General features: G+C 56.9%; 10 protein-coding genes. 6 read left to right on the forward strand and 4 right to left on the reverse strand.

Annotated features, from left to right (window positions below; translation table 11 throughout):
• Nucleotides 1-130: 130 nt before the first annotated feature.
• Nucleotides 131-883 carry a sulfite exporter TauE/SafE family protein gene (locus tag RAL88_RS17500; RefSeq protein ID WP_306265214.1) on the reverse strand — a complete coding sequence of 251 codons (753 nt, stop codon included), beginning with the start codon at nucleotides 881-883 and terminating at the stop codon, nucleotides 131-133.
• Between the two features lie 223 nt (nucleotides 884-1106).
• Between RAL88_RS17500 and RAL88_RS17505 the strand changes: the two genes are divergently transcribed.
• Entirely contained in the window at nucleotides 1107-2069 is a 963-nt protein-coding gene (locus RAL88_RS17505; RefSeq protein WP_306265215.1) for a nucleoside hydrolase, read from the forward strand.
• A 16-nt stretch (nucleotides 2070-2085) separates the two neighbouring features.
• Here RAL88_RS17505 and RAL88_RS17510 read toward each other — a convergent pair whose 3' ends face one another.
• The gene (locus RAL88_RS17510) at nucleotides 2086-3015 is read right to left on the reverse strand and encodes an MBL fold metallo-hydrolase (RefSeq protein WP_306265216.1); all 930 of its coding nucleotides are present in this window, start codon (nucleotides 3013-3015) and stop codon (nucleotides 2086-2088) included.
• Between the two features lie 120 nt (nucleotides 3016-3135).
• Here RAL88_RS17510 and dapF point away from each other — a divergent pair, with 120 nt between their 5' ends.
• From dapF to RAL88_RS17530, 4 genes are read left to right on the forward strand one after another with little or no spacing between them, the layout of a single operon-like run.
• Complete coding sequence (dapF, locus tag RAL88_RS17515; protein WP_306265217.1) at nucleotides 3136-4029, forward strand: diaminopimelate epimerase; 894 nt, start codon at nucleotides 3136-3138, stop codon at nucleotides 4027-4029.
• Nucleotides 4030-4035: 6 nt separating this feature from the next.
• Nucleotides 4036-5304, forward strand: coding sequence for a tRNA (N(6)-L-threonylcarbamoyladenosine(37)-C(2))-methylthiotransferase MtaB (mtaB, locus tag RAL88_RS17520; RefSeq protein ID WP_306265218.1), 1269 nt, complete (start codon nucleotides 4036-4038; stop codon nucleotides 5302-5304).
• Nucleotides 5304-6629 carry a signal recognition particle-docking protein FtsY gene (gene ftsY, locus RAL88_RS17525; protein WP_306265220.1) on the forward strand — a complete coding sequence of 442 codons (1326 nt, stop codon included), beginning with the start codon at nucleotides 5304-5306 and terminating at the stop codon, nucleotides 6627-6629. The genes mtaB and ftsY overlap by 1 nt, the downstream gene beginning before the upstream one ends.
• Nucleotides 6626-7228 (forward strand): septation protein A, encoded by a 603-nt coding sequence (locus tag RAL88_RS17530; RefSeq protein ID WP_306265222.1) that lies wholly within the window; start codon nucleotides 6626-6628, stop codon nucleotides 7226-7228. Before ftsY ends, RAL88_RS17530 begins: the two co-directional genes overlap by 4 nt.
• An 18-nt stretch (nucleotides 7229-7246) precedes the next feature.
• Here RAL88_RS17530 and RAL88_RS17535 read toward each other — a convergent pair whose 3' ends face one another.
• Nucleotides 7247-7570: a DUF2794 domain-containing protein gene (locus RAL88_RS17535; RefSeq protein ID WP_306265224.1), complete on the reverse strand. Its 324-nt coding sequence runs from the start codon at nucleotides 7568-7570 to the stop codon at nucleotides 7247-7249.
• 742 nt (nucleotides 7571-8312) lie between these two features.
• Between RAL88_RS17535 and RAL88_RS17540 the strand changes: the two genes are divergently transcribed.
• Nucleotides 8313-8975: a peroxiredoxin gene (locus RAL88_RS17540; RefSeq protein WP_306265225.1), complete on the forward strand. Its 663-nt coding sequence runs from the start codon at nucleotides 8313-8315 to the stop codon at nucleotides 8973-8975.
• A gap of 184 nt (nucleotides 8976-9159) precedes the next feature.
• Here RAL88_RS17540 and RAL88_RS17545 read toward each other — a convergent pair whose 3' ends face one another.
• Entirely contained in the window at nucleotides 9160-11226 is a 2067-nt protein-coding gene (locus RAL88_RS17545; RefSeq protein ID WP_306265226.1) for an OmpA family protein, read from the reverse strand.
• Nucleotides 11227-11426 lie beyond the last annotated feature (200 nt).

Raw genomic sequence — 11426 nt, forward strand, 5'->3', positions numbered from 1 at the left:
CGCAACGCGCTGGCGGGTGGTGACCTCCTGTCCCCATTGTGGAAACCGGTCGGCGGCTCGAATGTGTCTCAATCCGATTGATGCGCGGGTTCTAGGAGAAATGCGGCGATGCGTCAAGACACAACGACTGTCAACCGCTCCACGGCGCTGCCGACAGGATGATATAGAGCCCAAGCAGCAGCAGGGCCGTGAAGAAAACATGGCGGAAGCGGGTTTCCGACAATGATTTCCGGATTCGCTGACCCAGCATCATGCCGGAAATCGACGGCACCAGCGCCGCCACCGACAACAGGCCGAGTTCAGTGTTGAGCAGGCCATTGCCGCCCAGCGCCACCGCCAGAGCGGCAATTGACAGGCTGAACAGAATGCCCATCGCCTGGATCATCGCGTCGCGCTGCAGCCCGATGGCCTGAAAATAAATCACTCCCGGAATTGCCGAAGTGCCGGTCAACCCGGTGACGATGCCATTGACCAGTCCGAACAGCGGACCGGCCCAGCGATCCTGCGACCGGCTGATCGAGAAACCAAGGCCGGCCATGTTGACCACCGCATAGACAATCAGGACAATTCCAAGAAAAGCCGATAACAGCGGCAGATCAACCCGGCTCAGGCCCAGAGCGCCAAGCCACACCGACACTGTTGCCATCATCAGAAACGGCCAGATGCGCTTCACCACACGCGTGCCATGACCGCCGATGGAGCCTTGCCAGACATTGGCGAGCAACCCCGGAATCAGCATCAAAGCCATGGCATTGGGCAGGCCGACCACCACTGTCAGCAGCGCCACGCTGACAATCGGCAGGCCAAGGCCGATCACGCCTTTCACAATCCCGGCGAGCAGAAACGCTGCGCCGATAGCTACCAGCGTGATGCTGTCAAACACGGGAGCAGAGAAGCGCCATGACGGCTCTTTCCCAGGTGAATAGCTCGAAAGTCATGGATTCTTGCAGTTGCCGCCGGTCGATAAAAAATGCTTTATGCAGTCTTGATTGAAGACAGGCCCCGGCGCAAGCCTGACACACCTGTTTTACGCTATTGCCCCATTCCCGGGCTCCATTCCCGGCCCAATTTCCGGCCCAATTTCCGGCGCAGAAAGACACGCTGCCATGACAGACCCCACCACTGCTTCGCGCCAGAAAATCATCATCGACACCGACCCCGGCGTTGATGATGCGCTGGCGATCCATCTTGCATTTGCCGATCCGCGGCTCGAGGTGGTGGGTCTGACCACCGTGTTCGGCAATGTTCACACCTATCAGGCTACCCGCAACGCACGTCATCTGGTCGAGATGGCGGGCCTTGCCATTCCGGTGGCCCATGGTGCGGAAAAGCCCTACCAGCAGCCGTCCCGCGACCCGGCCCACTTCATTCACGGCCATGAAGGCTTTGGCGACCAGCCGGCCCCGGCACCCGTGTTGTCGGTTGATCCGCGCAGTGCAGCACAATTTATTTGCGATATGGCGGATTTGCACGGCAAGGAGCTGATCCTGTGCCCGGTCGGACCTTTGACCAATCTGGCTCATGCTCTGGATCTGGATCCGGCCCTGCCGGGCAAAATCGGCGGTGTGGTTCTGATGGGCGGTGCCGTCACCGTGCCGGGCAATGTCAATTCCTATGCGGAGGCCAATATTCACAACGATCCCCATGCCGCCGAAATGGTGTTCGCGGCGGCCTGGGATGTGCGCGTTATCGGTTTGGATGTCACAGAGCAGATCTTGTGCAGTTTGCAGCATCTGGAGGAAATCGCTGCGGCTTCTCCGCAGATTGGCGGTTTTCTGCGCGATGTTTCAGCGTTTTATATCCGCTTCTATCAGCAGGCCCGCGCCTTTGACGGCTGCTGTCTGCATGATCCGGCTGCGGTGATCGCCATTACCGATCCGGACTGGTTTTCATATCACAAAGCGCCGGTGAAAATATCTCTCGAAGGAGACACGCTCGGCAGCACTCGGATCGTTGCGGAAGCAAACCGCCCTGGCGTGCGTTTTGCAGTTGGCTGCGAGGCTGATAAAATCCGCGCCCATTTTGTCGCCACGCTGATGCAGGCCGATCAGTTGCGCGCGCAACGCTGAGCTAACATGAACCGGACTACAGACCCTGTGGGATGACGGCTGTCGGCCGTCTTGGCAAAGTATTCACACTGAAAATCATGGTTTGTCCGGGCAGGCGGATGTTGTCAAAACTGTCGCCAAGCATCGAGATCAATGTGTCCGCAGTGGCGAACCCTCGGGCATGCATCGGCAGGATCACACTGGCCCGCAGCCGTTTCACAATTTCAACCATGCCTGGCAGGCTGAGGGTCATGGCACCGTCAATCGGCACCATCACCACATCAAGCCGGCCGATATTGGCATAATGCGAATCCGTCAGCGCGTGATGCAGATGGCCCAGATGGCCGATGCACAGTCCGGCGACTTCGAAGATAAAGATGGAATTGGCATCGACCTCGCGAAAGCCCCCTCGGATGATATCGGTGGTGACATTGCGCACCAGCACATCCTCGACCTGCATCAGATGTTTTGCCGGTACACCATCGCCCCATCCCGGCAGAATATAGGAAATGCGGCTGTCCGGACTGGCGGCAAAATGAGAGGAATGGGCTTTGTTCATTGTGACAATTGTCGGAATGAGGCTGCTGCCCTGGTACTGGACATAGCCGAAATAGTCGGTCGCTACAGTGATGCCCGCAGCGCTTTCGATAATATAGCTCGAATGATCGAAATAGCTGATACGCACCTCAAAAGGCGTCAGGACACGGTCACTATCCGTATCGATTGCAAAATCGGTGTGGGATGAAATGGTCTCAATACGTGGACCCGGACGTCGCAGCGGATCGAAATTGACGTAATTCACTTTGGTGTTGGCGGGTATCTGATCCAGATTCTGCGCTATGGCCTGACAAGTGCTGACCGGTGTTTTACCGGCTTGCAGCAGTTCCGCCATGGGGGCTGCAGAGCCAGGCGCGGCAGGCAGCGCCGCTATCATCAGAAAGGACAGGAACACACGAAAGGCAAACATGCCGGAACCTCCATCATCTGACAGTGATTTTAGAGGTTGTATTGAGCAATGCAAGAAATTCGGTTCTTTTCCGCCATCTCTGGTATTTTGCCGTCCTATCCGCCATATAGGCGGCAGTAATTGGCTTTTGACACGCAGACCATCATGGACGGCATCAGATATTACAAAATGAACGGAGCGGGCAACGAGATTGTCATGCTCGACCTGCGTGATCAATCGGTTGTGGTCACGCCGGAAGCCGCGCGCGCAATTGCCGCCCGCAGCGCGTCGTTTTTTGATCAGCTGATGGTGCTGCTGCCGCCAAAAACGGCGGGCACCGCTGCCTTCGTCGAAATCTGGAACAATGATGGCTCGCGCTCAGGCGCCTGCGGCAACGGCACGCGCTGTATTGCAGCCATGGAACTGGACCGTCTTGGCACCGACACCGTGAGTTTCGAGACAGAGGCGGGCCTGTTGCCGACCAGTCGCGCCGGCACCGGCATCAGCGTTGATATGGGCGTGCCGAAATTCGGCTGGGCTGACATCCCGCTGTCGCAGCCGATGCCTGACACCAACGCCATTGAGCTGGACTATGAAGGCCATGGCGTCAGGCTTTCAAACCCGGCTGTTGCGAATATGGGCAATCCGCATGCGGTGTTCTGGGTCGATGATCCGCAGATTTATGATCTGTCCCTTATCGGGCCGGAGCTGGAGCAGCATCCATTATTCCCCGAAAAGGCCAATATTTCGCTGGCACAGATTATCTCGCCGGAGGCGATCCGCCTCAGGGTTTGGGAGCGCGGTGCTGGAGAGACCAGGGCCTGCGGTTCGGCAGCCTGCGCCGTGGCCGTCAGCGCTGCGCGTTCCGGCCGCACCGGACGCGATGTGCGCATTCACTTGCCGGGCGGCGCGTTGCGGCTGGTATGGCGCGATGATGATCATGTCGTGATGACAGGCCCCTGGGAGCTGGAACATGCTGGCAGCCTGCCGGTGACACTGTTTGACGCGTCAGACCACATAGAAGATGTGGCGTAACCCATCATGAGCAAGGCACCCGAAATCGATGTCGTGACATTTGGCTGCAGGCTGAACACGGTGGAAAGCCAGGTCATGAAGCGCGAAGCCATCGCCGCTGGCCTGAACAATGCCATTCTGGTGAATACCTGCGCCGTCACGTCGGAAGCGGTGCGTCAGGCCCGGCAGGCCATTCGCCGCGCCAAACGCGAAAACCCCGACAAGACGGTGATTGTATCCGGCTGCGCGGCGCAGACCGATCCGCAGATGTTTGCCGATATGGAAGAGGTCTCCCTTGTTCTTGGCAATGAGGAAAAGCTGGTTGCCGCCAGCTATCGCATGTTGCCGCAATTCGGCGTCAACGACACCGAGAAAACCCGCGTCAATGACATCATGTCAGTGCGCGAGACGGCAGCCCATCTGATTGAAGGGCTTGAAGGGCGAACACGGGCCTTTGTCCAGGTGCAGACCGGCTGTGATCATCGCTGCACCTTCTGCATCATTCCCTATGGCAGGGGCAATTCCCGCTCCGTGCCGATGGGCGCTGTCGTGGACCAGGTGCGGCGGCTGACGCAGAACGGTTATCGCGAAGTCGTGGTCACCGGAGTGGACATCACCTCTTACGGTGCGGATTTGCCCGGAGCGCCAAAGCTTGGGGCTTTGGTGCAGGCGATTTTGAAACATGTTCCGGAGCTGGAGCGGCTGCGGCTGTCGTCGATTGACTCCATTGAAGTCGATCCGGAATTGATGGCCGCCATCGGCGATGAGCCGCGTCTGATGCCGCATCTGCATCTGTCGCTTCAGTCCGGCGACGACATGATCTTGAAGCGGATGAAGCGGCGGCATCTGCGGCAGGACACCATCGATTTCTGCCATCAGGTCCGCGAGTTGCGCCCTGATGCAGCTTTTGGTGCGGATATCATTGCCGGCTTTCCCACAGAAACCGATGCGATGTTTGAAAACTCCCTGTCCATTGTCGACGAATGCGATCTGACCCATTTGCATATTTTCCCGTACTCACCCCGTCCGGGCACGCCGGCGGCACGCATGCCGCAGCTCGACCGTACCTTGGTCAAAGAACGGGCAGGGCGCCTGCGCGACAAGGGCAATCAGGCCCTGCAGAAGCATTTAAGCCGCGAAGTCGGGTCACAGCATCAGGTGCTGATTGAAAAACCCGGCCTTGGCCGCACCGAGCAATTCACCCAGGTTGAACTGGCAGGCGGAACGTCCGGCGAAATCCTGCCACTGCGGATCACCGGCCATTCCCGCCGCCATCTGTTTGGCGAGGTTGCGTAGTGGCGGAAGGCGAGAAAAAAGGTTTTTTCCGGAAATTGTTCGGCGGCAGCGCGCCGCAGACAGAGCAGCAACCAGGCAAGCCCGCAGAGCAAGACGACCGTGAGGCCGATCGTGAGGCGCTTGCCGAAGCCGTTGCCGATACAACGCCGCAACCGCAGAAACCGGAAGTTGAGCCGCCGCTTGGTGAAGAACCGTCCGCCGAGCCGGCGCAAGAACTGAAAAGTCTTGCCACGCCGGACAAGCCGGCGGATGCTGGTCCAGAGCCAGAGCCAGAGCCAGAGCCAGAGCCAGAGCCAGAGCCAGAGCCAGAGCCAGAGCCAGAGCCAGAGCCAGAGCCAGAGCCAGAGCCAGAGCCAGAGCCAGAGCCAGAGCCAGAGCCAGAGCTGAAATCTGATGCCGGCACCAAAAAAAGCTGGTTTCAGCGGCTGACATCGGGCCTGTCCCGCTCATCGACATCGCTGACCAGCGGCATCACTTCAATCTTCACCAAGCGAAAGCTTGATGACGATACATTGGAAGAGCTGGAGGATATTCTCATCCAGGCCGATCTGGGCATTGAAACCGCGACAGCCATTACCGAAAGCCTTGCCAAAGGCCGGTATGACAAGATGATCGAGGCCGAAGAGGTCAAGACCATTCTCTCGCAAGAAGTGGAAAAGGTCCTGCAGCCAGTGGCACAACCGCTGATCCTGTCAGGTACAGCCAGACCTCAGGTCATTCTCATGGTCGGCGTCAATGGATCGGGGAAAACCACGACCATCGGCAAGCTGGCGGCGAAACTGCGCGCCGAGGGGAAAACCGTCATGCTCGCAGCCGGTGATACATTTCGCGCCGCGGCGATTGAACAATTGAAAATCTGGGCCGAGCGGACCGGCTCAGCCTTTGTCGCGCGCGATCAGGGATCGGATGCCGCCGGTCTGGTGTTTGATGCCATGCAGGAGGCCAAGGCCGCCGGCACGGATGTGTTGCTGATTGATACGGCCGGTCGGCTGCAGAACCGGGTCGAATTGATGGCCGAGTTGGAAAAGGTCATACGTGTCATCAAGAAACATGATGACAGTGCACCGCATCATGTGCTCTTGACCCTTGATGCGACAACCGGACAAAACGCCATGAACCAGGTTGAAGTGTTCGGCCGGACCGCCGGCGTGACCGGCCTGGTGATGACCAAACTTGACGGCACTGCCCGGGGCGGAATTCTGGTCGCGATTGCGGCCAGACATAAAATGCCTGTCCATTTTATCGGCGTCGGCGAAGGTGTCGATGATCTTGAAAGTTTTGCGGCCAAAGATTTTGCCCGCGCCATTGCCGGAGTGACTGTATGACAAATCTGATTGAGCGCGAGCCCAATGATCCGCAGAAGGCGGAGATAAACCCGTTCCTCAAGCTGGCTCTGGAACTCGGGCCGCTGATCGTGTTTTTCTTCGCCAATAGCCGCTTTGGAATTTTTACCGCGACCGCCGTATTCATGGTCGCCATCTCGATTGCGCTTGTCACGTCCTGGGTGTTGACCCGGAAGCTGGCGATGATGCCGCTGATCACCGGCATTGTGGTGCTCGTCTTCGGCAGCCTGACGCTTTATCTGCAGGACGATCTGTTCATCAAGTTAAAGCCGACCATCGTCAACAGTCTGTTTGGCGGCATCTTGCTGGGCGGCCTGTATTTCGGCAAGTCGCTGCTTGGCTATGTGTTCGACAGCGTTTTCAAACTGACCGATGAAGGCTGGCGCCTACTGACGTTTCGCTGGGGAATCTTCTTTTTTGTTCTCGCCATCATCAATGAAATTGTCTGGCGCAATTTTTCCACAGACTTCTGGGTGTCCTTCAAGGTGTTCGGCTTCATGCCTATCACTCTGGTTTTTACCCTGGCGCAGATGCCGCTGATTTCAAAACACAGTGTCGCCGAAGACAGTAAAAAAACTTAGAAAAAACCTGTCTGGCAGCTATTTCGACACGACTTTCAACGGCTTTTCCAGGACTTTGAGAACCTGCGGCAGTTCATGGCCGCGCTTCAGGATGTGGCCGCTGGCGGCGACAACCTTGTACATCCCCTGTTTGCGCGCCAGTGCCGGGTCCTTCTCGACATAGAACATCGGCATTTCACTGGAGCGCCGGAAGATCGAAAACACGGCGCGGTCCTTCAGATGATCAATCGCATAATCGCGCCATTCTCCCCCGGCCACTTTGAAGCCGTAGATCCGCAGAATTGCTTCCAGCTCGGCCCGATTGAACGTGACCTGCTTGTGGTTGGGCTTGACGCCCGGCATGGCAGTGCCAGATCTAGCGGAAGAGGTGGGCCGAGTGGAAGATGCAGGCCTAGCGGAAGAGGCGGGCTGAGCGGAAGCGGAATCGGGAAATGAATGAATTTCGGCGCTTTGGCCTGAACGGGTAGATTTGCGATTCGAAGCAACGGAGTTCTCATTCATGTCCGCCATAAAGCCGCCCATGCTGTTGGTTTTGTGACCCTAGGATGACGTGAGTTTCGGGGTATTGCAAGCCTGGATTCCAGCCTGTTTATCGGGCGTCAGCCTCAGCACAAATAAAAAGGCTTTTTACCGTCAGACGAATTTTCATCACACTTTATTGCAAAAAATCACAATTTTGCCCTGTTTCAGCCCTTGGCCAGCCATCTTGAATACCCATATTAATTGTGTTGCCTCAGACAGCCCGGTTTGGGACCACCCCATTCTATCAGCCCCCCAACCTGAGGGGTGACTCTCAAACCGGGTAATTTTAAAACTGAGGTACAAGCATATTTCCGGCTCCTTTCAGGGGCCGGTTTTTTTATGTGCGATGCCTATCCGCTTGCACCCGGTTCTCTGTTTCTCCTGTTTCAAGTGCTTTCATCCTTTTCACCGGGCTTATGTCTTCCGTTCTTCAGAATTTGTGATGTGATGCAGCCTGGCTGACGAGGGGCGTGTGATGCCTTGAACACCTTGCCTGCACGCTTATCTGTGTTGAGCGTGCACGGCTGATGCATGGACCCCCTACAGAAAAGGAAAACCAGACATGTCTCTTGCAATAAATGACATCGCTCCCGATTTCGAAGCGGAAACCACTGAAGGCAAAATCAGCTTCCATGACTGGATCGGCGATGGCTGGGCGGTTCTGTTTTCCCACCCCAAGGATTTTACCCCGGTCTGCACCACCGAACTGGGTACAATGGCGCAACTGAAGCCTGAGTTTGACCGGCGCAATACCAGAATTATCGGCCTGAGTGTTGACCCTGTGGAGAACCACAAGGAATGGGCAAAGGATATTGCAGAAGTAATGGGTGCCGCACCGAACTACCCGATGATCGGCGACACTGAACTGGCGGTCGCAAAACTCTACAATATGCTGCCGGCTGATACGCAAGGCACTTCTGAGGGTCGCACGGCTGCGACCAATCAGACTGTGCGGTCGGTGTTTATCATTGGCCCCGACAAGCGGATCAAACTGATGCTGACCTATCCGATGAGCACCGGGCGTAATTTCAATGAAATACTGCGGGTCCTGGACAGTCTGCAACTGACTGCAAAAGAAAAGCTTGCAACACCGGCCAACTGGTCTCCCGGCGACGATGCGATCATTCTGCCGGCGGTTTCCAATGAAGATGCCAAAACACTGTTTCCGCAGGGTTGGAAAGAAGCCAAGCCTTATCTGCGCTATGTCAATGTGAACAAGGGCTGATTGACGCCAGACGCACAAGGCCGGCACTTCGCCGGCCTGTCAATTTTCACGATCCACCTGCCATCTTCGCTCAGGCGAATAACAAAGAGGCGAAACCTGTCCGGGGGTCCGGAACCGGTTTCACCTCTCTGGCTTTGGGTATCCGACACATCAGTGTGACGTGTCGGATCTGATAGTCTTCAGATCAGTTCTGTGACAGCAACGGTGTGACACGACGCACGCTGACGCGGCGGTTTTCCTGTTCTGCATAAGGTGTGGGGATGCGCAGATAACGTTCCCCATAGCCGATGGTGATCAGATTTGCCGGTGGAATATTGAAGTAATCCAGCAATGCTTCCTTGACGGCCAGAGCGCGTTGTTCTGACAGACGCAGATTATAGGCGTCGCTGCCCACAGCATCGGTATGACCCTCGATCAGGAAGATTTCCTCAGGCCGATTGTAGACGACCTCCTCGATGATTTCGCCGATCGCATCCAGGTTCGAGATTTCCTCGGCACGAACGAAAGCTTCATTTGTACCAAAGCGGATTGTATCCAGCTCAATACCTGGCATTACATCACGCAAATCAGGCTGTTGCTGGAATTCTCTGAGAGAATAGCGGCGCTGAATATCACGTCTTGGCGGTGCCATAAGCTGCCGTTGGATCGTATCATGATCTTCTTCTGCAGCGATAATATCAAGGCCGAACTGAACCCCGGACGTTCCAAGTTCAATGCTGAACCCATCCGGTCTGCGGGCCTCACGACGCAATTTACGGCGGCGGTCCTCACGGGCGGCGAGCAGACGTTCGCGTTTTTCCGCCCGGTCATTTTCCAGCATCCGCTGAACACCAGCCCGGACAGCAGGCCGCATGCGGTTTTCTTCCAGCAGGGAACTTGCATGTTCGATACGCTCGTCAAGTTCACGATCATTCAAAGTGCTGGACGGACGCCGGTCTGCAAGAAGTTCGTCACGCAAAGCCCGGTTTTGCAGAATCTCGACCCGCAATTCACGATCTGTGGTGCGGCCTTCCCGTTCGGCTACCCGATTGCGCAATTCTTCCCGATCTTCAGCCAGACGCTCGCGCAATTGCAGGCTCAGCCGCTCACGCAGGCCATCTTCCCGAAGCACATCACGGGTACGTTGAACCCGCTCACGCAGTTCCGGCATGCCAAGACGGGCTGCCGGGCGCTGGTCTTCCAGAAGCTGGCGTGCTGCCTGATTGGCCTGCGGGTTGCGGTCAGCTGTATCCTGTTGCTGCTGCTGATCGCGCTCAGCTTGACGATCTTCCTGACGCTGTTCCCGCCGTTCGTCCCGACGCTCTTCGCGCCGTTCTTCTCTGCGTTCTCCCCTGGTGGCTAATTTGCTTTCCAGAGAGGTGTTGTCGGCTGCGAGCCGGTCTTTCAGAGCATTTTCAAGAGCACGGCGCAGGCCGTCGAGCTTCAGAATATCTTCTGTCTCGCCGATGCGCTCGCGCAATTGGGCAACAGTCAGACTGCCGGACGCTCTGTCATCTTCCAGAGATCTGCGGGCGAGCCGGTTAGCGTTGGTTTCGTTATCAGTGTTGCTCGTTTCCGCATTGCGCTGTCTTTCAGTTTCTGCGGCAGCAGCAGCAGCTGCAGCGTCGTCTCTTTCTCTACGTCTGCGCTCAGCTCGTGTATCCTGATCCTGTGCAGCTTTATCTTGTGCTGCCTGATCGCGAGCGGCCTGATCCTTGGCGGCCTGATCTTTGGCTGCCTGTTCTTGCGCGGCCTGGTCACGAGCGGCCTGATCTTTGGCGGCCTGATCTCTGGCGGCTTGTTCCTGGGCTGCCTGGTCTTTGGCAGCTTGTTCCTGGGCGGCCTGATCCTGAGCTTCGCGGCGCTCTTCGCGTCTTTGCTGGCGACGATCTTCGGCCTGGTCGTTTGCTCCAGCATTGTCTTCAGCAGCCTTCGGTTCGGCTGCAGGTGCTTGCGCATTATCGTTCTGCTCGCCGTCCTCAGCTTTGCCGCGGCGGCGCAACTCCTGACGGTCAGCCTTCAGCAGAGCTCGCAGCTTGACGCCGCCAATTTCGGCAACATTGTCATTCAGCAACCGCCGGTTCAATTGAATCCGCAACGCGAGATCCGCGTCGCTCAATTCACTTGGCGGGACGGTAATAAGTTGTTCGAGAGTTTCCCGCGCCAGGCCTTCTTTCTGGCCAAATGAGGGAGTGCCCACCAGGCTTGCGCCAATAGCGAAGGCAATCCCGGCGTTTTTAAGTGATTTTACAGTCAGTCGGGAACGATTCATGCAACGTCTCCATGTGTTATCTCACGCAAAATGCCTCAGATGAGGCGGTGAATTGCGCACTCTATGCAATATCGTGTCTGAACAGAGGCTGAACGGAAACAACGTTTGGAATGAGGCGGAATGCGCCGCCGATAAACCGTTTTTCGCCAACATTGAGTCAAGCACGCAGGATAGAAACGGTAAGACCGTTCACTGGTTCC

This window comes from Pararhizobium sp. IMCC3301 (assembly GCF_030758315.1).
GTDB lineage: Bacteria > Pseudomonadota > Alphaproteobacteria > Rhizobiales.

What these genes read in the sequence shown, in the direction of transcription:
- RAL88_RS17505 (WP_306265215.1), top strand. Translation starts at nt 1,107, where the DNA reads ATGACAGACCCCACCACTGCTTCGCGCCAGAAAATCATCATCGACACC.
- RAL88_RS17510 (WP_306265216.1), bottom strand. Translation starts at nt 3,015, where the DNA reads ATGTTTGCCTTTCGTGTGTTCCTGTCCTTTCTGATGATAGCGGCGCTG.
- mtaB (WP_306265218.1), top strand. Translation starts at nt 4,036, where the DNA reads ATGAGCAAGGCACCCGAAATCGATGTCGTGACATTTGGCTGCAGGCTG.
- RAL88_RS17530 (WP_306265222.1), top strand. Translation starts at nt 6,626, where the DNA reads ATGACAAATCTGATTGAGCGCGAGCCCAATGATCCGCAGAAGGCGGAG.
- RAL88_RS17535 (WP_306265224.1), bottom strand. Translation starts at nt 7,570, where the DNA reads ATGCCGGGCGTCAAGCCCAACCACAAGCAGGTCACGTTCAATCGGGCC.
- RAL88_RS17540 (WP_306265225.1), top strand. Translation starts at nt 8,313, where the DNA reads ATGTCTCTTGCAATAAATGACATCGCTCCCGATTTCGAAGCGGAAACC.
- RAL88_RS17545 (WP_306265226.1), bottom strand. Translation starts at nt 11,226, where the DNA reads ATGAATCGTTCCCGACTGACTGTAAAATCACTTAAAAACGCCGGGATT.